The 19,009-nt window shown below is 69.2% G+C and carries 17 protein-coding genes and 1 pseudogene; 2 read left to right on the forward strand and 16 right to left on the reverse strand.

Going from position 1 to position 19,009, the window contains the following annotated elements; genetic code table 11:
• Positions 1 to 13 precede the first annotated feature (13 nt).
• The 3 genes from ribD to glyA form a co-directional block, all read right to left on the reverse strand.
• Entirely contained in the window at positions 14 to 1,111 is a 1,098-nt protein-coding gene (gene ribD / locus IP93_RS00980) for a bifunctional diaminohydroxyphosphoribosylaminopyrimidine deaminase/5-amino-6-(5-phosphoribosylamino)uracil reductase RibD (RefSeq protein ID WP_144811094.1), read from the reverse strand.
• 64 nt (positions 1,112 to 1,175) lie between these two features.
• Complete coding sequence (nrdR, locus tag IP93_RS00985) at positions 1,176 to 1,697, reverse strand: transcriptional regulator NrdR (RefSeq protein ID WP_144811095.1); 522 nt, start codon at positions 1,695 to 1,697, stop codon at positions 1,176 to 1,178.
• An 81-nt stretch (positions 1,698 to 1,778) separates the two neighbouring features.
• On the reverse strand, positions 1,779 to 3,047 hold the full coding sequence (glyA, locus tag IP93_RS00990; RefSeq protein WP_144811097.1) for a serine hydroxymethyltransferase: 1,269 nt from the start codon (positions 3,045 to 3,047) through the stop codon (positions 1,779 to 1,781).
• Between the two features lie 373 nt (positions 3,048 to 3,420).
• Between glyA and ettA the strand changes: the two genes are divergently transcribed.
• Positions 3,421 to 5,085, forward strand: coding sequence for an energy-dependent translational throttle protein EttA (ettA, locus tag IP93_RS00995; RefSeq protein ID WP_144811099.1), 1,665 nt, complete (start codon positions 3,421 to 3,423; stop codon positions 5,083 to 5,085).
• Positions 5,086 to 5,242: 157 nt separating this feature from the next.
• On the forward strand, positions 5,243 to 6,055 hold the full coding sequence (gene pyrF / locus IP93_RS01000) for an orotidine-5'-phosphate decarboxylase (protein WP_144811101.1): 813 nt from the start codon (positions 5,243 to 5,245) through the stop codon (positions 6,053 to 6,055).
• A 25-nt stretch (positions 6,056 to 6,080) separates the two neighbouring features.
• On the opposite strand, the gene IP93_RS01005 is transcribed toward pyrF, so the two are convergent.
• From IP93_RS01005 to gspE, 13 genes and pseudogenes are all read right to left on the reverse strand, one after another.
• Positions 6,081 to 6,944: a glycosyltransferase family 2 protein gene (locus IP93_RS01005; protein ID WP_144811103.1), complete on the reverse strand. Its 864-nt coding sequence runs from the start codon at positions 6,942 to 6,944 to the stop codon at positions 6,081 to 6,083.
• A gap of 173 nt (positions 6,945 to 7,117) precedes the next feature.
• Positions 7,118 to 7,951: pseudogene (locus IP93_RS01010) on the reverse strand (glycosyltransferase family 2 protein); the annotation flags it as partial.
• Positions 7,952 to 7,972: 21 nt separating this feature from the next.
• Positions 7,973 to 10,198 carry a type II secretion system secretin GspD gene (gene gspD / locus IP93_RS01015; protein WP_144811106.1) on the reverse strand — a complete coding sequence of 742 codons (2,226 nt, stop codon included), beginning with the start codon at positions 10,196 to 10,198 and terminating at the stop codon, positions 7,973 to 7,975.
• An 81-nt stretch (positions 10,199 to 10,279) separates the two neighbouring features.
• Positions 10,280 to 11,074 (reverse strand): general secretion pathway protein GspN, encoded by a 795-nt coding sequence (locus tag IP93_RS01020; RefSeq protein ID WP_144811108.1) that lies wholly within the window; start codon positions 11,072 to 11,074, stop codon positions 10,280 to 10,282.
• Positions 11,064 to 11,681 carry a type II secretion system protein GspM gene (gene gspM / locus IP93_RS01025; RefSeq protein ID WP_144811109.1) on the reverse strand — a complete coding sequence of 206 codons (618 nt, stop codon included), beginning with the start codon at positions 11,679 to 11,681 and terminating at the stop codon, positions 11,064 to 11,066. Before gspM ends, IP93_RS01020 begins: the two co-directional genes overlap by 11 nt.
• A complete protein-coding gene (locus IP93_RS01030; RefSeq protein WP_144811111.1) occupies positions 11,662 to 12,831 on the reverse strand; it encodes a PilN domain-containing protein in 1,170 nt (389 codons plus the stop codon). The genes gspM and IP93_RS01030 overlap by 20 nt, the downstream gene beginning before the upstream one ends.
• A complete protein-coding gene (locus tag IP93_RS01035; protein WP_144811113.1) occupies positions 12,828 to 13,718 on the reverse strand; it encodes a type II secretion system minor pseudopilin in 891 nt (296 codons plus the stop codon). The genes IP93_RS01030 and IP93_RS01035 overlap by 4 nt, the downstream gene beginning before the upstream one ends.
• Positions 13,715 to 14,434 carry a prepilin-type N-terminal cleavage/methylation domain-containing protein gene (locus IP93_RS01040; RefSeq protein ID WP_144811501.1) on the reverse strand — a complete coding sequence of 240 codons (720 nt, stop codon included), beginning with the start codon at positions 14,432 to 14,434 and terminating at the stop codon, positions 13,715 to 13,717. Before IP93_RS01040 ends, IP93_RS01035 begins: the two co-directional genes overlap by 4 nt.
• A gap of 2 nt (positions 14,435 to 14,436) precedes the next feature.
• Positions 14,437 to 14,853 (reverse strand): type II secretion system protein XpsI, encoded by a 417-nt coding sequence (xpsI, locus tag IP93_RS01045; protein WP_144811503.1) that lies wholly within the window; start codon positions 14,851 to 14,853, stop codon positions 14,437 to 14,439.
• Positions 14,854 to 14,924: 71 nt separating this feature from the next.
• Positions 14,925 to 15,380 (reverse strand): type II secretion system protein XpsH, encoded by a 456-nt coding sequence (gene xpsH / locus IP93_RS01050; RefSeq protein ID WP_144811114.1) that lies wholly within the window; start codon positions 15,378 to 15,380, stop codon positions 14,925 to 14,927.
• Between the two features lie 63 nt (positions 15,381 to 15,443).
• The gene (gene gspG / locus IP93_RS01055) at positions 15,444 to 15,878 is read right to left on the reverse strand and encodes a type II secretion system major pseudopilin GspG (protein WP_144811116.1); all 435 of its coding nucleotides are present in this window, start codon (positions 15,876 to 15,878) and stop codon (positions 15,444 to 15,446) included.
• A gap of 78 nt (positions 15,879 to 15,956) precedes the next feature.
• Entirely contained in the window at positions 15,957 to 17,174 is a 1,218-nt protein-coding gene (gene xpsF, locus IP93_RS01060) for a type II secretion system protein XpsF (protein WP_144811118.1), read from the reverse strand.
• A gap of 4 nt (positions 17,175 to 17,178) precedes the next feature.
• On the reverse strand, positions 17,179 to 18,879 hold the full coding sequence (gene gspE / locus IP93_RS01065; protein WP_199747051.1) for a type II secretion system ATPase GspE: 1,701 nt from the start codon (positions 18,877 to 18,879) through the stop codon (positions 17,179 to 17,181).
• Between the last annotated feature and the right edge of the window lie 130 nt (positions 18,880 to 19,009).

A 19,009-nucleotide genomic window follows, 5' to 3' on the forward strand; every position in this document is an offset into this window, starting at 1 on the left:
GCGGGGGGTGTCCCTATCCGGTGTGCATGGGCTGCAGCAGCAGCCGCACATCGTGGCCGATGTAGCGCGTTTCGACGATGCGCAGGTGGTGGCGCTCGGCCATGGTGGTGATGCCGAGGCCATCGAACATCGGCCGTGCGTTCTCGCCCAGCAGCACCGGCGCCACGTAGAGCAGGATCTCGTCCACCAGCCCGGCGGCCATGAAGGCGCCGGCCAGGGTGGCACCGGCCTCGATCTGCACTTCGTTGATCTCGCGTTCGGCGAGCAGCTTGAGCACGGCCTCCAGGTCGAACAGCCCGCCCTTCACCGGCGCGGTCGCCGCCTGCGCGGTCATGCCGCGCGGCCGTTTCGCGTCGGGAGCGTGGATGTACAGCGTCGGCGCATCGCCCTCGCGCACGCGGCCGCGGGTGACCGTGGCCAGGCCCGGGTCGAGCACCACGCGCAGCGGCGGCAGGAACGGAGTGTCATCGCCCAGCCGCACGGTGAGTGACGGATCATCGGCCAGCACGGTGCCGGCGCCGGTCAGGATGGCGCCGGCGCGGGCGCGCCAATGCTGCACGTCGTGGCGCGAAGCCTCGCCGCTGATCCATTTGGACTCGCCGTTCTCAAGCGCGGTGCGGCCGTCCAGGCTGGTGGCCAGCTTGATCCGCACCCACGGGCGCCCGCGCTCCTGACGCGACAGGTAACCGCGGTTGAGCCCGCGCGCATCACCCACCATCAGCCCGCTTTCGACGGCGATGCCGGCGGCCTGCAGCTTGTCGAAGCCGGCACCGTCGACCTGCGGGAACGGGTCGCGCATCGCCGCGACCACGCGCGACACGCCCGCGGCCACCAGCGCGTCCGCGCACGGACCGGTGCGACCGGTGTGCGCGCACGGCTCCAGCGACACGTACACGGTGGCGCCCTTGGCACGCTCGCCGGCCTGCTGCAGCGCATGCACCTCGGCGTGCGCCTCACCGGCGCGCACGTGCCAGCCCTCGCCCACCACTTCATCACCGTGGGCGATGACGCAACCGACCATCGGGTTGGGGCGCGTGGTGTAGGCGCCGCGCCCGGCCAGGCGGATGGCACGGGCCATCATGGCGTGGTCGGTGGCGGAAAAATGGTCCATCTGTCCTCCAGAAGCGGATGCGGTCACTGCCGGCATGGCCAGGCACTGACGTCGGGCAACGCCGTCAGCGTTTGCGACCCTTGGCGACGGGCTCGGCCTCGCCTTCCAGCAGCGACAACTGTCCTTCTCCGCCGTGGTCGCTTTCCAGCCGGTCGAGTTCCTCGCGGAAATCAGCCACGTCCTGGAAGTCGCGGTACACCGAGGCAAAGCGCACGTAGCCGACGTGGTCCAGCTTGCGCAGCTCGGCCATGACGAACTCGCCCAGCCGGCGCGAAGCCAGCTCGCGCTCGGCGGTCATTCGTGCGCGGTGCACCACGGCGCGTACCGCCGCCTCGATCTGTTCCTCCGACACCGGGCGCTTCTGCAACGCGCGGTCGAAGCCGCTGCGCAGCTTGCGCGCATCGAAGGCCTCGCGGCGGCCATCGCTCTTCACGATGGCCGGCAGCTTCAGCTCGATGGTTTCCAGGGTGGAGAAACGTTCGCCACACGCCTCGCACACGCGACGGCGACGGATGGTGGCACCGTCATCGGACACGCGCGAGTCGATCACGCGGGTGTCCAGGTGCTGGCAGAAAGGGCAATGCATGCGTCTAGGGTGGCCGTTGACGACTAAGGGATCAAGCGGGTGCAAAAGCAGACGCCCCGCAGGAGCGGGGCGTCGCGTGCATCAACCGTAGACCGGGAACTGCTTGCACTGCTTGCTGACGTTCTCGCGCACCCCGGCGATGACGTTCTCGTCATTCGGGTTGTCCAGCACGTCGCAGATCCACTCGGCCAGCGCCACGCAGTCGGCTTCCTTGTAGCCGCGGGTGGTGACGGCCGGGGTGCCGATACGCAGGCCCGAGGTGACGAAAGGCTTGCGCGGGTCGTTGGGCACCGAGTTTTTGTTGACGGTGATATGGGCCTTGCCCAGCGCCTCTTCCGCCTGCTTGCCGGACACGTCCTTGCCGATCATGTCGACCAGCATCAGGTGGTTTTCGGTACCGCCGGAGACGATCTTGTAGCCACGGGCAATGATCACCTTCGCCATCGCCTGTGCGTTCTTCACCACCTGCTGCTGGTACTCGGTGAAAGCCGGATCCAGCGCTTCCTTGAACGCCACCGCCTTGGCCGCGATCACGTGCATCAGCGGGCCACCCTGGATGCCCGGGAAGACGATCGACTGCAGCTTCTTCTCGATCTCCTCGGCCTGCTCGCCCATCGCCGCACGGCTGGCGACGATGATGCCGCCACGCGGGCCGCGCAGGGTCTTGTGCGTGGTCGAGGTGACCACGTGCGCGTGCGGCAGCGGGTTCGGGTACACGCCCGCGGCGACCAGACCGGCGACGTGCGCCATGTCGACGAACAGGTAGGCGCCGACCTTGTCGGCAATGGCGCGGAAGCGCGCCCAGTCGATCTTCTGCGAGTACGCGGAGAAGCCGGCCACGACCATCTTCGGCTTGTGCTCCAGCGCCAGGCGCTCGACTTCGTCGTAGTCGATCAGGCCCTGGTCGTTGACGCCGTACTGCACGGCGTTGAGCAGCTTGCCGGAGATGTTGACCTTGGCGCCGTGGGTCAGGTGGCCGCCGTGGGCCAGCGACATGCCGAGGATGGTGTCGCCCGGGTTGAGCAGGGCGAAGTACACGGCCTGGTTGGCCTGCGAGCCGGAGTGCGGCTGCACGTTGGCGTAATCGGCACCGAACAGCTGCTTCAGGCGCTCGATGGCCAGGTTCTCGGCCACGTCCACGTATTCGCAGCCACCGTAGTAGCGCTTGCCCGGATAGCCTTCGGCGTACTTGTTGGTCAGCTGGCTGCCCTGGGCTTCCATCACCAGCGGGCTGGCGTAGTTTTCCGAGGCGATCAGCTCGACGTGGTCTTCCTGGCGGCGGGTCTCGTCGGCAATGGCCTTGGCGAGTTCGGGGTCAAAAGCTTCGATGCGGGCATTGCGCTGGAACATTGCCACTCCGACGGGTTTGGGGACTGGGGGGGGTTGCCCAGTTTAACGGGCCGTGAAGGCTGGGGCTAATGGGTGGCTTCGTGGGGCGACTGTCTAGCGTCTGGGCGCCGGGCCGGGATGGTCCGCGGCCCCTCCGTCGGGGCAGGATGCCCCGACGGAGGGGCGCAGCCACCCCCACGCTGGCCGGCGACCCCCACCCGAAGCCAAAACAGTCCCCCTGAACAAGAACCGCCAACCACCCCCAGCAAATTGGCGCCAACGCCCGCCATCCGCGATAATGGTGCGATCCCCAGTGCCCCCGGCCCTGCCCCGCGCAGGGTGCCGACGCATGCCCAGCGACGCCCTCGAGGCGCCGCGCCCGACCGGAGCCCCCATGTCGCAATTCATCTACACCATGAACGGTGTCAGCAAGACCGTTCCGCCCAAGCGCCAGATCATCAAGGACATCTCGCTGTCCTTCTTCCCCGGCGCGAAGATCGGCCTGCTGGGCTTGAACGGCGCGGGCAAGTCGACCGTGCTCAAGATCATGGCCGGCGTGGACAAGGACTTCACCGGCGAGGCGCGTCCGCAGCCCGGCATCAAGGTCGGCTACCTGCCGCAGGAGCCGCAGCTGGACCCGACCCACACCGTGCGACAGGCGGTGGAAGTGGGCCTGGGCGAGATCATCAACGCGCAGGCCGCGCTCGATCGCGTGTACGAGGCCTACGCCGAGGAAGGCGCCGACTTCGACAAGCTGGCCGCCGAGCAGCAGCGCCTGGAAGCCATCCTGGCGTCCGGCGATTCCCACACCCTGGAACACCAGTTGGAAGTGGCCGCCGACGCGCTGCGCCTGCCGCCGTGGGATGCGGTGATCGGCAACCTGTCCGGTGGTGAAAAGCGCCGCGTGGCGCTGTGCCAGCTGCTGCTGCAGAAGCCGGACATGCTGCTGCTGGACGAACCGACCAACCACCTCGACGCCGAATCGGTGGAATGGCTGGAGCAGTTCCTCGCGCGCTACACCGGCACCGTGGTGGCGGTCACCCACGACCGCTACTTCCTCGACAACGCCGCCGAGTGGATCCTCGAGCTCGACCGCGGCCGCGGCATCCCGTGGAAGGGCAACTACACCGACTGGCTGGTGCAGAAGGAAGAGCGCCTGAAGCAGGAAGAGAACCAGGAGAAGGCGCGGCAGAAGGCCATCGCCAAGGAACTGGAGTGGGCGCGGCAGAACGCCAAGGGCGGACGCAGCAAGGGCAAGGCGCGCCTGGCGCGCATTGAGGAACTGCAGTCGGTGGACTACCAGAAGCGCCAGGAGACGAATGAAATCTTCATTCCGCCGGGCGAGCGCCTGGGCAACAAGGTCATCGAGTTCAAGAACGTCAGCAAGAAGTTCGGCGACCGCCTGCTGATCGACAACCTGAGCTTCCAGGTGCCGCCGGGCGCCATCGTCGGCATCATCGGCCCCAACGGCGCCGGCAAGTCGACCCTGTTCAAGATGATCACCGGGCAGGAGAAGCCGGACTCGGGCGAGATCGACATCGGCCCGACCGTGAAGCTGGCCTACGTGGACCAGAGCCGCGACAAGCTGGAAGGCAACCACAACGTGTTCCAGGAAGTCTCCGGCGGCCTGGACATCCTCAACATCAACGGCGTGGAGATCCAGTCGCGCGCGTACATCGGCCGATTCAACTTCAAGGGCCAGGACCAGCAGAAGCTGGTGGGCTCGCTGTCGGGCGGTGAACGCGGCCGCCTGCACATGGCCAAGACCCTGCTGCAGGGCGGCAACGTGCTGCTGCTGGACGAGCCGTCCAACGACCTGGACATCGAAACCCTGCGTGCGCTGGAAGACGCGTTGCTGGAATTCCCGGGCAACGCGTTCGTGATCTCGCATGACCGCTGGTTCCTGGACCGCATCGCCACGCACATCCTCGCCTTCGAAGGCGACTCGCACGTGGAGTTCTTCCAGGGCAACTACCGCGAGTACGAGGAAGACAAGAAGCGCCGCCTGGGCGCGGAAGGCGCGCAGCCGCACCGCCTGCGCTTCAAGGCGCTGAAGTAAGCCGTGCCGAAGACGCCCACGCCGAGTGGGCGTCTTTGCATGGCATACGGCGCAGCCAGCTCATACGGCCTGCGCGCAGAGGGTTGATGGGGCAGTCACTGCACCGCTGGGTACGCTAGCCATAGGCGCCTGGGCGCCCGGGCAACAGGAGTCGACGATGGATTTCATGCAGCAACTGCGCAACCGCTGGCAACAGGCCGACTCGCTGGTCTGCGTCGGCCTGGACCCGGAACCGGCGAAGTTCCCGGCGAAGTTCGCGGGCGACCCGGACGCGGTGCTGCACTTCTGCACCGACATCGTCGATGCCACCGCCGAGTTCGCCTGCGCGTTCAAGCCGCAGATCGCGCACTTCGCCGCGCTGGGCGAGGAGGGCGCGCTGCAGCGCGTGATCGCGCACATCCACGCGCGCCACCCTGGCATCCCGGTGATCCTGGACAGCAAGCGCGGCGACATCGGCAGCACCGCGCAGCATTACGCCACCGAAGCCTTCGACCGCTATGCCGCCGATGCGGTCACCGCCAACCCGTACCTGGGCCGCGACTCGATGCAGCCGTTCCTGGACCGCGCCGACCGCGGCGTGGTGGTCCTGTGCCGCACCTCCAACCCCGGTGCCGGCGACCTGCAGGACCTGCTGGTCGATGGCCGTCCGCTGTACCAGCACGTGGCCGGGAAAGTGGCGCGCGAATGGAACGGCAACGGCAACTGTGCGCTGGTGGTCGGCGCGACATGGCCGGAGCAGCTGCGCGAAGTGCGCGCGATTGTCGGCGACGTGCCGTTCCTGGTACCGGGCGTGGGCGCGCAGGGTGGTGATGCCGGCGCAGTGGTGCGCAACGCACGCACCGCCGATGGCACCGGGCTGATGATCAGCAGTTCGCGCGCGGTGCTGTATGCCTCGCGCGGTGAGGACTACGCCGAAGCGGCGGCGGCGGCGGCCAAGGCGTTGCGCGACGAGATCAACCAGCACCGCTGAGGTGCGTGATTGGTCCGCGCTGCGCTCAGCGTTTCAGCGCGGCGCGGAGCACCGAAAGCGGGAACCGCAACCAGATGGCGAGAAACACCGCCGCACCCACCAGGGTGCCGCGCCGCGGCGCCTCGAACTTGCGGAAGTAGCGCCAAAGGCCGCGGTGCTTGTGCCACTCCACGAACACGGGGCGGGAGCGGCTGGAGACGCCGCGCACGTGCAGCACGCGCACGGCATTGGCCACCGCCACCGCGCCACCTGCCGCGCGCACGCGCCGACACAGGTCCAGGTCCTCGGCATGCAGGCGGTAGCCCTCGTCGAAACCGCCGACGCGTTCGTACAGCTCGCGTGGCACCAGCATCAGCGCGCCCGAAACCGCATCGACCGGTTGCAGCGGCTGCGCGTCATCGATGGCCACCGCCAGCATCGCCTTGCCGGTGGGGTTGCGCATGACCCCCTGCAGCATTCCGGCGAAGTCGGGATCGCGGCGGCGCGCCGCCGGGTCGCGGCGCCCCGCCTCATCCACCAGGTCCGCACCGACCAGCGTCGGCGGCGTCGTGGGTGCCAGCGCGAGCATCCGGCGCACGGAATCACGCTCGACCAGGCAGTCGGGATTGACGAACACCAGCCACGGCGTGTCCAGGTCGCGCGCGCCCTGGTTGCAGGCCACGGAGAATCCGGGGTTATCAGGGTTGGCGATGAAGCGCACGCGCGGATCGGCCAGTGCGTGGCGTTGCACGACCTCCAGCGTGTCGTCCGCCGACTGGTTGTCGACCACGCGGATGGCCGTGATGCCCTCGGCCTGCCGCAGGCGCGCCAGGCAGTCGTCGATGGTGCTGGCGCTCTGGTAGGTCACGACCACGGCGCCGACGCCTGCGCCCTCTGGGGCAAGGCTCATTCCGGCGAATCCTGGCCGCCCGTCGCGACCGCGTGAGCACTGTCCGCCGCCACCGCATTCACGCCACGATCCGGGACCGGATCGACGTGGGTGGCAGATTCGGACGTGGCGACTTCGAAGATGTCGGTAACGGGCGTCTCGGCCCCGGGCGCCACGGCCTGGGCCGACGATACAAACAGATCGCCCTGCAACTCCGGCGGCCCCAGCGTGGCCAGCAGCCGGGCCAGCTGCTGTCGCTCCCCGTGGAGCGGGTCGTGCATGAGGAACTGCGCGAGGCGCGAATGCCAGTCGGGCCAGCGGACCGCCAGGCGATCCATGTCCCCTTCCGCAGGCATGCCCTCGCCGGGGCGCGCCACGAACGCGGAGTCGCAAAGCACGTTGCGCCAGCCCAGGCCCGCCAGGCGCAGGCACAGGTCGATCAAGGCGGCATACCATGAGCCGTAGCTGTCCACATCCAGCCCTCCGGCGCGCGCCACGCCGCGCAACAGCACTGCGTGGCCGACGGCGGTGGGCAGTTCGGGCATCAGCGCCGGCATGTGCGCGGCAGCGTGCGACAGGCGCCGGGGTTCGGCCGGCATGGGCCCGATCTCGCCGATACGCGGCCAAGCCGCCGTTTCGCCAGCGTTCGACCACGGGGTGACGGTGGCGATCGCGCCATCGGCGTGCAGGCAACTGGCCATCCGTTCCAGCCAGCCCGGAAGCGGCACCGCATCGGGTGCCAGCACCGCCACGTCCATGCCATCACAGGCGGCCAGCACCTGGCCCAGATGGGCGCTTTCACCCACGCCACGCTGGCGACGGGTGTAGTCGGCCTTCAACCGCGTGCGCGCCATCCAGCGTTCGATGACGGCGTAGCCGCGCGGGCCGGCGCAAGCATCGTCGGCCAGCCACACGCGCGTGCCCGCCGGCGTGCTGGCGTCCAGCGCGGCGAGGCAAGCGTCGAGGGCTTCGTCGTCGGTACCCACCGGCAGGACCACGATGGGCAACTGGCCCTTCGCATCACCCATGCGCACGCCCCGCTTCGGCCATCAGTACGCCCGCTTGGCCGGCAACGGCTTCAGCGCACGGAAGCGCTGGCCGTACTCGTCGGTAAGGTCACGCGCTTCCTGCGGGTTGCGGATGATGGACGGGGTCAGCAGCACCACCACTTCGCTGCGCGTGGTGTTGGTGGAACGCGTGCCGAACAAGCCGCCGATCAGCGGGATGCGGCTCAGGCCCGGCACGCCCGACGAGCCCTTGCTCATGCCATCGCTGATCAGACCGGCCAGCATGACCGTGTCGCCGCTCTGCACGGCGGCTTCGGTCTTGAGTTTGCGGGTGTTGACCGGCGGATTGCAGGTGCCCTCGAAATCCACGCGGTTGCAGCGCGACGGCAGCGGGCCCGGCGAGCTGACTTCCTGCACCAGGTCCAGGAACACCATCCCGTCCTTGCTCACCCGCGGCCGCACCTTGAGGATCACGCCGGTATCCAGGTACTGCACCTGGCCATAGGAGGTGTTGACGCTGGTACCGGGGTTGACGGTGACCGACTCGATGGGGATGCGCGTGCCGACGTTGAGCATGGCCTCGGCGTTGTTGCGGACCACCACCGAGGGGGTCTGCAACAGCTTCAGGTCCGTGACTTCGTCCAGGGCGGTGATCACGGCTGCGGCGTTCTTGCCCAGGAAGGTCCAGCCCAGCCCGGTCGAACCCACCACCCCGGAGACATCGCCCCAGATCTGCCGGCCCAGCGCGCTGGCCAGGCCTGCACCGCCGTTCTCGACCGAGGCATTGACCGCGTTCTCGAAATACCAGTTGACGCCGTAGCTCAGGTCGCCGGTCAGCGAGACCTCCACCACCTGCGCCTCGATGTGCACCTGCATCGGTATCACGTCCAGGCGTTCGATGACTTCCAGGATGGAGCGCCACGCCGCCGGGTTGGCGCGGACCAGCAGCGAGTTGGTCTCCTCCACCGCCGACACGCCCACGCGGCTGCCCTCCACGTCCAGCGTCACCGCTCCGTTGCCGCCGCCACTGCGCGGGCTCAGCGCCATGCCTTCTCCGAGGCCGCCGCTGTTGGTGCTGCCGCCTTCGCCGGTCATCTGCGCAACGCTGCCGTTGCCGCCGTCCTTGAGCTCCACCGACTCCAGGCCCGGCATGAGCGACGGCGCGCCATCACTGGCCGAGCCGCCGCTGCCGCTGCCGCCGAACACCTCGGCCAACCGGTCGGCCAGGTCCTTGGCCTTGATGTACTTCAACTCGTAGGTGAACAACTGCGACTCGCCACCGGCGCCATCGATACGCTCCAGCCAGCTGCGGATGTCGTCCAGGTACGCGGCCTGCGGGGTGATCACCAGCACCGCGTTGGCACCCTCCAGCGGCAGGAAGCGGAACATGCCCGCCACCGGGGTCTTGCTCTGCTCGCCGAACACCTTTTCCAGGTCGGACACCACTTTGGTGGCCTTGCCCGACTTCAGCGGAAACACCCCCACCGACATGCCCGACAGCCAGTCCACGTCGAACACCTCGATCGTGCGCAGGTAGTTCTCCAGTTCGGCGCGGCTGCCGCCCACCGTGATCACGTTGCGCGCGCCGTCCACGCCCACCACCGCATTGGGTCGCGCGTACGGCTTGAGGATCTTCTCCATCTCGCTGGCGGACACGTAGCGCAACGGCACGGTGCGCACCTCGAAGCCGCGCGCGGTCGCCGCCGAGCCAGCGCGCGCGGCGACGTTGCCGGCCAACGCCTGGTCGGCAGCCACGACGTTGTAGCGGCCGCCGCTGTAGACCAGGCGCGCGTTGTTCCAGCCCAGCACCATCTCCAGCAGGTTCATCGCATCGGCCGGACTGACCGGCTTGGGAGTCGCCAGCGTCACCGTGCCCTGCACGCCCGGGGCGATGACGTAGTTCTGTCCCAGCATGTCGCCGAGGATGGCCTTGACCACCGCATGCAGTGACTCGCCCTCGAAGTTGAACGTGGCCTGCCCGCCGCTGCCGCCGAAACTGGGTGGTGGCGCGGACGCGGCGCGACGGTTGATGACCTCGCCGGTGCCGCGGCGGATCTGCGGCTTGGGCTCGGCATCGCTGGCCGCGAGCGGCTGGCGCGTGACCGCGCCCCCCACCGCTTGGGTGGACGTGGCGGCGATACCCGCGGTGCGCTGCAACGAGGCCGGATCGGCGTCGCGGCGCACGTCGGCCTGCGGCACGCTGGCACAGGAGGTGGCGAAGGCCATGCTGCAGCCGAGCCACAAGGCGCGCGTGAGCGGTGATGCCATCGAAGGAATGGCGGCGGTCGCAGACGGGCCGGTACTCGCGCGCAATGGATGGGAAGAAGTCATGACATGCACTCTTGAAGGTTACTTGGCCGGCGGCTGCTGGTTGGCTTCGCGACGCAACTGTTCACGACGGGCCTGGATGCGTTTGCGGATGGCCTCCATCTGGGCCTCCGGGGTAACGGGTGCGGTGGTGGTGCCTGGCGCGGACGTCGCGGGTCGCGCGCCCGGGGACGGCGTGGCGGGGCTCGAATCGACCACTGCGGGCCCTTGCGGTCCCGGTCGCTCGTTCGAGTCGGCCCCTGACGGGGATGGCGTGGCGGACGGTGCCTGCGGCGTGATGGCGGCTGCGCCACCGGCGGTGGGCTTTGGCCCGCCCGTGCCATCGAACACGCGCAGTTCCAGCGTCTTCTGGCCCTCGGGCCCTTCGAACACTGCGCTGCGCGGATTGAGCGAAACCAGTCGCCATGCCGGCTGGGGCTCCGGCGCGTCGCCCAGCTTGACACGCAGGGACTGGCTGCCGTCGGGCGGCTGCAGGATCGCCAGTTGCAGGCGCGGGGTGATCAGCACGCTGGTCAGCACGTAGTCGAAGGCACTGGCGGCATTCGGGTCGCCCTGCCCCTGCAGGTAGAACGGCTTGGGCCGGCGGTCGGTCGCGAACAGCGGGCGTTGCGCGATCTCGTCATACCGGGTGAGCGCGCCAATGCGTCCGGGCACGGGGTTGCGCAGCGGCGGCAGCGGCTTGGCGATGGCAGCCGCGTCCGCCAATGCCGGCAGGCGCCGCCCCATCCCCGCCAGGGCCAGGGTCACCGCCAGCAGGCCCCAGCCTGCGGCGCCGGCCAGCAACCAGGTCAACGGACGGGCGGTTTCAACGCGCACGGGCGGCCTCCGCGGAAGGCGACAGGTAGCCGTACAGGTCGAACGCCACGTCCAGGCCGCCATCGCCCGGATTGCGTGCGCCGGGAGCGAAATACATGCGCTGGGCCAGGATGTTGAGGTTGTCCACGAACAGCCGCGGCGCGCCGCTCTCCAGCGAATGCAGGACCTGCGCCAACTCCGGGTTGCCGCAACGCAGGCGCACCTGCACCACCACGCGGTCGAAACGCTCGCGCTTGGGCTGCCCGGCCAGTGGCGAGCGGTTGGTGATCGCGCAGCTGCGGTTGCCCGGGCTGGCCTCCGCCACCACGCGCTCCAGTCGCTGGATCAAACCGGCGGTCGCCAACTCGGCGTTGCCTTCCGGCAGGAAACCCGGGGTGGCCGCCTGGCGACGGGTGACTTCCGCCAGGCGCCGCGCCACTTCGGGCGCCTGCCCGAGTTCGGCCTGGATGCGCTGCTCCCGTTCGCGCAGGGCGATGATCCGCTCGTTGAGCTGCAGCATCGGCGCCGTCCACCATGGGTGTACCAGCAGGGCATAAGCCACCAGCAGTACCGCCAGCAGCAGGCCAAGAGCCAGCCAGCGGTCGCGTTCAGCGGTTGGTACCGGCATTGCCACGCGGGGCCTCCTTGGTGGCTGGCGCGACCGGTCCGATTTCCGCGCTGAGGGTGAATCGGTCACGCCCGGACGAGGGGTCCGGCTGCAGGGCACCGGTCAGCGCCGGCGAGCGCCACAACGGCGAGCCCTGCAGACGCCCGATCAGCGCGGGGGCTTCGTTGCTGAGACCGATCAGGGTCAGGCGCTCTCCTTCGATCGCCAGCTTTTCAAGGTACGTGCCATCGGGCAGCCGGCGCGCCAGCTCATCGATCACCTCGACCGCCGCGGGGCGTTCGCGGCGCGCGTTGTCGAGGAAGGCCTGGCCTTCGATCAGCGACACCAGCTGCTGGCGCTGTGCGGCGGCCCGGCGGGCCGGCGCCGCATCGCGCTCCAGCCGCCGTTCCAATGCTTCGGCCGCCTGCGTGCGGTTGCCCAGCACCAGCCACAGTGACAATCCCAGGCCGACGATGGCGACGGCCAGCAGCGCCCAGTTCCATGCCTGCCAGGGATCGGGGCGGCGGTGGCGCCGTTCCGGCGGAAGCAGGTTCACGCCCAGCGGCGCCCCGTCGGCACCGGCCACGTCCACGCCAGCCAGCGTGCCGGCAATCGGGCCCAACCGCGTCAACTGGGCCTCCATGGCCTGGCGGGGCACGGCCACCAGTTCGGCATCCAGCTGGGTCGCCCGGCGACCCACGACCCGCACATCGAACACCACGGCGTCGGCGCTGAACGGGGTCTGGCGGTCGATCTCGAAGCCAACCACATCGCGCAGGCGTTCGGCTGCGGCGGCGGGAAGAGTGAGTTCGCGGCGCAGCGCCACGGCCGTGGGCAGCAACAGGGCGCGCGGCAGTTCGGCGGCATGCGAGGAGAGCACCTGGGCCAATGGGTCACCCGCCGCTGCGGCGGACCGCGGGCCGGTGCCCTGGTCGTCGGAGATCGCGGGCAACCGAGCCAGGTCGCGCAGGTCGGTGCCCTGCTGCAGGCGCAGCAGCACATCGTCGTCACCAGGCTGCATCAGCAACCGTCCCGCGCCCAACCCAAGCACGCGCCGCCAGCCGGGCGGCAGCCACGCAACCAGCGCCTCCTTCCACCAAGCCAGGAAGCCACCGGCCCCCGCAGGCACCAGCGTTCCGGCATGTCCCAGTCGGTCACGCAACCGATTCATCGCGATGAAGCTCCTTCCTCCCAACGCAACGCGGTGTAGGCCATGCCTGGCACCGCATTGGCTCCTACGCGAACAACGGCCCGCAACACCGACTCGCGGCCATCGACCAGCCGCGCGCGGCTCTCAATACTATACGTGCCACTCCCGGCGGCCACGACAGCCCCGCCCTCCGTGGCGGCATCCGTGCGTGCAGCCGATGCGCCACGGGCGGCGATCACGGCGCTGCCGTCCTGCCCCATCGCGTCCAGCACCAATGCCGGGGCGAATGCGGGATCCGGGGCGGCGCGGCCACTGTGCACGGTGAGGTAGGGCTCGATCTTGGCGTACAGCGCCGGGGTCATGCCCAGCACCTGCTCCAGTTCGGCGACGCTTTCCAGTTCGGCGTCCTTGGCGCCGTAAGGCAGGCCCGCGGCGGCGTATTCCGGGTCCTCTGCGCCCCCACCAGGCTGGGTCAGCTGGTCGGGATCGCGCCAGTCGAGCACCGCCGCCGCCAGCTGCATCGACCGATCCGCAGGTTCACCCGCGGCGCTGAACAGGCCGGCCAACAGGTTGAGGTCGGACTGGTTGAGGTCGATCTTGCTGTTCTCGTCCACCAGCTTCACCGTGAGCGTTGCGCCGCCATAGGCCCACTCGAAGGGTCGGCCATCCGGCGTCCAGCGCCGACGGGGATCAGTGTCGTCGACGCGGGTGAGCGCGTATTCCAGCCCCGCGCGCGCGATGGCGTTGGCGGCCACGCCGCGCACCAGCGCCTGGCCCTGCATCGACTCCACGCGGGCCGACAGCGCGAAGCCGCCGATCAGGCCGGCCAGCAGCAGCAGCAACCACAGCACCAGCAGCAACGCGGCGCCGCGCGCCGGGCCCGCGTGACGCGGAGGACAGGCCTTCATCGGGTCACCATCTCGGACTCGCCGACGGCCGGCGACGCGACGTTGCTGGCCATGGGCAGCGCGACCACCAGCGGCGCCCATTTGCGGCCATCGGCATCGGTCAGCGACACCTCCACCAGCAGGGGCAACTGGGCTACGGACGTCCAACGCTCCTGCCATTCCCCGAGGCCACCTTCCGCGCCCAGGCCACGGTAGCGGAAGGTGGCCTCGCGCAGGCCTTCGACCAGCACCTCGGGCGGGCGCGGCGGATCCTCCGCGATCGCCTGCCCGGCCAGCACCAGTTGCAGGTCCAGGGTCAGCGCGGTCTGGCCTTCGGCGTCGGCCACGGCCAGTTCGTGCAGGTAAGGCCCGCCACGTCCAAGATAATCGGGCAGGTCGGCGACGAAGCGCAGCCGGTCGGGCTCTCCGCTGAAACGGGCCGATTCGCCGGTTTCCTCGTCCATGCCGAACGCCACGGGGCGCGCCGCCGCCAGCCGCTTGCGCAGGAAGCCGGCCACCGCGCGTTCGCGTTCGCTGCGTTGCGCCAGGGCCTCGCCCCGCCCCGCGGTGCGGGTCGCGGCGCTGAGCGTGGCGAAGGCCAGCGCCAGGGCCGTGGCCAGCAGCGCGGTGGCCAGCAGCACCTCGATCAGGGTGAAGCCGGCCGTTCTGGCGGCACCGCCGCCACACCGGCTGAACGTCCGGGCGCCATGCGTGATGGCGGGGTCGAAGCCATGCATTTTCATGGCACACCCTCGCCGGTATCGGCGACCAGGCGCAGGCTGCGCACGACCAGCCGCTGGCCCGATCGCCCGTCGCCCCATTCCACTTCCAGCAGCACTTCCAGCAACCGCGGAGCCTGCTGGGGAACGGGCACCGGCGTCGCGTCCCGCGATGTGTCGCGCCAAGACTGCACGTCGAGCCGCCAGCGGTAGGCACCGTCCTCGAACTCACCCTCGCGCTGCTGCGGCCGCAACGGGGCTTCCATGTCCACTTCATCCAGCAGCGATCGGGCGTGCAACGCGGCCCGCCCGCCGTCGGCGGCGATGCGCACCTGGCGTGTGGCGCCGGACAGCGTGCCCAGCAGCAAGGTCAGGCCGAGCGCCAGCAGGGCGAAGGCAACGATGACCTCGATGAGGGTGTAACCGCGCTGCGGCATGCCGTAGCGGCGAGGCAGTGCGTGCGGGCGGCCGGCTGGCATGAGGAGGTGGCGGTGGTACTGGTCACGGCTCACGGCGCCGCCTCCACGCGCTTCAGGCGCACCTCGCCGGTCATCCACGCCACGTCGATGCGCCACGCGGCGCGCTCGTCACTGAGCTCGATGCGCCCGCCAGTGGCCGCGCCATCGTTGAAGAACTGGATGGCACCCTCGCCTTGGGTGGGCTGGACTTCACGGGCGCCGATGAAACGCACGCCCAAAGCGGCCGGAATCTCGCCGCTACGGTTGTTGGGCGCCTGCCAGCGGTGACCCTGCGGGTCGATCACGAAGCGCTGCGGTTGCCCGGTGGACAACGCCAGGGTGCGGGTATAGCGCAACTGCGCGGCGATCTGCTTGGCACTGGAGCGCAACTGCATGCCGCGCCAGCCGCCGCCCAACGTGGCCGCGGCCAGCACGGAAATGCCGGCAATCAGCGCGATCACCAGCAGCATCTCCAGCAATGACACGCCTGTCTGCGCGCGCTTCATCCGCTCGGTCCCGCTCCTGCGTTGGCTCCTGCCGCGCGGTCCACGCGTGGGCGTGGTGCCCCGTCACTCGTACTTGATGTCGGTGTCGTAGCTGCTGCCGCCTGGCTTGCCGTCCTTGCCCAGGATCACCAGGTCGAAGTCACGGCCTTCACCAGGCGTGCGGTAGTCGATGGCATGGCCCCACGGATCCTTGAGCTCGGCGGGCTTGGCGTACGGGCCCAGCCAGCCGCTGGCATCCCCCGGCTGGGTGACCAGTTCCTCCAGTGCATTCGGCAGCCGGCCGGTGTCCATCTGGAACGACTCGACCTTCTGCGCCAGCGTCGCCACCTGCGACTTGGCCAGGTTGGCCTTGGCGCGGTCAGCACCGCCCAGCACGCGGCTGCCGACGAAGGTCAGCACGGCGCCGATCAGCACAATCACGATGATGATCTCGATCAGGCTCATGCCGCGTTGCGTGCCGGCGGCCGGCGATCGGGTCAGGGTGTGGTTGATTCGCATTGCATCCATCCGTAACGGGGTGATTCCAGTGTCAACGAGCATCGCATGCCTGCTCCCCACCGGCGAGTCGGCGTTGATTCAGCCGATCGCATTGGTGAGGTCGTACAGCGGGGTGAGCACGGCCAGCACGACCAGCGCCACCACGCCGGCCAGCACGACCGTCACCACCGGCACCAGCGCCGCCAGCATGCGGTCCAATGCCAGTGCGGTTTCCTGTTCGAAGGTCTCGGCGGTCTTGACCAGCATCGTGTCCAGCGCGCCGGATTCCTCGCCCACCTGCACCATCTGCAGGGCCAGCCGCGGGAAGCGTTTGCCCTTGCCCAGCGCGGTGGACAGGGCGATGCCGTTCTTCACCTCTTCGGCGGCGGCTCCGACGTCGGCGGCCAACACGCGGTTGCCCAAGACGTTGCGGCCAATGCCCAGCGCCGCCATCAGCGGCACGCCGTTGCGCAGCAGGGTGCCCAGGGTGCGCGCCAGCCGCGCGGTCTCGACCTTGGCCACCAGCGCGCCGGCGAACCGGCGGCGCAGCAGCCAGGCATCCAGCGCCTCGCGGAAGGCCGGATCGCGTCGCTTGCGATCAAACCACCACAACGCCAGCGCCGGCACGGCGACCAGCACGATCCACCAGTCGCGCACGAACAGCCCGATACCGAGCACGATCTTGGTGAACAGCGGCAACTCGGCATCCAGGCTTTCGTACATCTGCGCGAACTGCGGCACCACGTAACCCAGCAGGAACAGCAGGCTCAGGCCCACCATCACCAGCAGGATGGCCGGATAGATCAACGCATTGACCACCCGCCCCTGCAGCGCGCGGCTGCGCTCCAGGTAGTCGGCCAGCCGCGCCAGCGTCTCGTGCAGGCTGCCGCCGGCCTCGCCGGCACGGACCATGTTCACGTAGAGTCGCGAAAAGGTGCCGTGCTGGCGCTCCAGCGCGGTGGACAAAGAGGTGCCACCGCGCACCGCGTCGCGCACGTCGGCAATGGTGCGCCTGGCCGCCTCGTCCTCGGGCAACTCCAGCAGGATCGACAGCGCGCGGTCCAGCGGCTGGCCGGCACCTAGCAGCGTGGCCAACTGCTGGGTGAACTGCACCAGCCGCGCACCCGCGAACGCCCTGGGCTTGAACAACCCGGCCCAGAACGGCGCGCCACCGCCTTCGCTGGCCAGTCGCGCCTCCACCGGCAGATGGCCCTGCTCCTGCAGGCGCAGCACCACCTCGGCGTCGCTCGCGGCTTCCATCTGCCCGTCGAGCATCTCGCCGCGCGCGTTCAACGCCTTGTAGCGGAACAGCGGCATGGGCTCAGGCGTCCTCGGTGACGCGCAGCACTTCCTCGATGGTGGTCTGCCCGGCCAGCGCCTTGGCGATGCCATCCTCGTACATGGTGCGCATGCCGGCCTGCCGCGCGATCTGCTCGACCTCGCCCATGCCGGCGTGGCGCATCACCGCGCGGCGCAGTTCGTCGTTCATCACCAGGAATTCCATGATGGTGGTGCGGCCGAGGTAACCGGTCGGCGCCAGCGCCGAAGCGCGCGGGTGGTAGAGGAAGATCTCGCCCTCGGGCTGGTAACGGCGCAGGCTGAATTTCTCGATTTCCTCTGGCGACGCCGGATACTTCTCCGCATGCGTCGGCTCCAACCGGCGCACCAGCCGCTGGGCGAGGATGCCGTTGATGGTGGAGGTCAGCAGGTAGTCCTCCACGCCCATGTCCAGCAGGCGGGTGATGCCGCCGGCGGCGTTGTTGGTATGCAGCGTGCTCAACACCAGGTGGCCGGTGAGCGCGGACTGGATCGCGATGCGACAGGTCTCCAGGTCGCGCATTTCGCCGATCATGATGATGTCGGGATCCTGGCGGACAATGCTGCGCAGCGCATGGGCGAAGTCCAGCCCGATCTGCGGCTTGGCCTGGATCTGGTTGATGCCTTCGATCTGGTATTCGATCGGGTCCTCGACGGTGATGATCTTCACGTCGGGGGTGTTGAGCTTGCTCAGCGCGGTGTACAGCGTGGTGGTCTTGCCCGAGCCGGTGGGACCGGTGACCAGCAGGATGCCGTGCGGCTGCTCCAGCACCTTCTGGAACTGCGGCAGGAAGTGGTCGGTGAAGCCCAGCCGCTTGAAGTCGAACACCACCGTCTCGCGGTCGAGCAGGCGCATCACCACGCTCTCGCCGTGCGCGGTGGGCACGGTGCTCACGCGCAGGTCCAGCTCCTTGCCCTGCACGCGCAGCATGATCCGGCCGTCCTGCGGCAGGCGGCGCTCGGCGATGTTGAGCTTGGCCATGATCTTGATGCGGCTGATCACCGCGGCGGTGAGGTTGACCGGCGGGCTTTCGCCGTCGATCAGCACACCATCCACGCGGTAGCGCACCTTCAACCGGTTCTCGAACGGCTCGATGTGGATGTCGGAGGCGCGCAGTTCCACCGCGCGCTGGATGATGAGGTTGACCAGGCGGATGACCGGCGCCTCGGAGGCGAGGTCACGCAGGTGCTCCACGTCTTCCAGGTCGCCACCACCCTCGCCTTCGGCGGTCTCGATGATCGCACCCATCGCGCTGCGGCCCTGGCCGTGCCAGCGCTCGACCAGATCGTCGATTTCCGAGCGTAGCGCCACCTGCGGGCGAACCTCGCGACCGGTGGCCAGACGCACGGCATCGAGGATGTAGGTGTCCTGCGGGTCAGCGACCAGCACGTCGACGGTGGTCTCGGTCTCGGCCACCGGGCAGACATGGAACTGCTTCATGAACTTGATGGTGAGCGCGCTGCCCTCGGGCGGCAGCTCGGGCAGGTCCTTGGCGCTGACCAGCGGCAGGGCCAGGACCTCGGCCACGGTCTCGGCGTGGTCCCGCTCCGAGACCAGGCCCAGTCGGGCGAGCAGCGCCAGCAGTTGGCCCCCGGCCTCTTCCTGAAGGCGTCGCGCACGCCCGAGATCGGCCTCTTTCAGCCGCCCCTTGGCCAGCAACGCCTCGACAATGCGCGTCTCCACGCCGCCTTCAGCGGGCTGGATACTTCCTGTTTCCGTGACCACCGCGTTCACACCGCCTCCGGCAAACCGTGGGGCCTGACTTTAGCAGGTGACGCGAGTGCCACGGATGAGCGGCCAAAGGAGTGGCGACTCGGTTCGCCCCTCCGCAACA

Source organism: Aerolutibacter ruishenii (assembly GCF_007830115.1).
GTDB classification, from domain to species: Bacteria; Pseudomonadota; Gammaproteobacteria; order Xanthomonadales; family Xanthomonadaceae; genus Aerolutibacter; species Aerolutibacter ruishenii.

What these genes read in the sequence shown, in the direction of transcription:
- ribD (WP_144811094.1), bottom strand. Translation starts at nt 1,111, where the DNA reads ATGGACCATTTTTCCGCCACCGACCACGCCATGATGGCCCGTGCCATC.
- nrdR (WP_144811095.1), bottom strand. Translation starts at nt 1,697, where the DNA reads ATGCATTGCCCTTTCTGCCAGCACCTGGACACCCGCGTGATCGACTCG.
- glyA (WP_144811097.1), bottom strand. Translation starts at nt 3,047, where the DNA reads ATGTTCCAGCGCAATGCCCGCATCGAAGCTTTTGACCCCGAACTCGCC.
- ettA (WP_144811099.1), top strand. Translation starts at nt 3,421, where the DNA reads ATGTCGCAATTCATCTACACCATGAACGGTGTCAGCAAGACCGTTCCG.
- pyrF (WP_144811101.1), top strand. Translation starts at nt 5,243, where the DNA reads ATGGATTTCATGCAGCAACTGCGCAACCGCTGGCAACAGGCCGACTCG.
- IP93_RS01005 (WP_144811103.1), bottom strand. Translation starts at nt 6,944, where the DNA reads ATGAGCCTTGCCCCAGAGGGCGCAGGCGTCGGCGCCGTGGTCGTGACC.
- gspD (WP_144811106.1), bottom strand. Translation starts at nt 10,198, where the DNA reads ATGGCATCACCGCTCACGCGCGCCTTGTGGCTCGGCTGCAGCATGGCC.
- gspM (WP_144811109.1), bottom strand. Translation starts at nt 11,681, where the DNA reads ATGCCGGTACCAACCGCTGAACGCGACCGCTGGCTGGCTCTTGGCCTG.
- IP93_RS01030 (WP_144811111.1), bottom strand. Translation starts at nt 12,831, where the DNA reads ATGAATCGGTTGCGTGACCGACTGGGACATGCCGGAACGCTGGTGCCT.
- IP93_RS01035 (WP_144811113.1), bottom strand. Translation starts at nt 13,718, where the DNA reads ATGAAGGCCTGTCCTCCGCGTCACGCGGGCCCGGCGCGCGGCGCCGCG.
- IP93_RS01040 (WP_144811501.1), bottom strand. Translation starts at nt 14,434, where the DNA reads ATGCATGGCTTCGACCCCGCCATCACGCATGGCGCCCGGACGTTCAGC.
- xpsI (WP_144811503.1), bottom strand. Translation starts at nt 14,853, where the DNA reads ATGCCGCAGCGCGGTTACACCCTCATCGAGGTCATCGTTGCCTTCGCC.
- xpsH (WP_144811114.1), bottom strand. Translation starts at nt 15,380, where the DNA reads ATGAAGCGCGCGCAGACAGGCGTGTCATTGCTGGAGATGCTGCTGGTG.
- gspG (WP_144811116.1), bottom strand. Translation starts at nt 15,878, where the DNA reads ATGCGAATCAACCACACCCTGACCCGATCGCCGGCCGCCGGCACGCAA.
- xpsF (WP_144811118.1), bottom strand. Translation starts at nt 17,174, where the DNA reads ATGCCGCTGTTCCGCTACAAGGCGTTGAACGCGCGCGGCGAGATGCTC.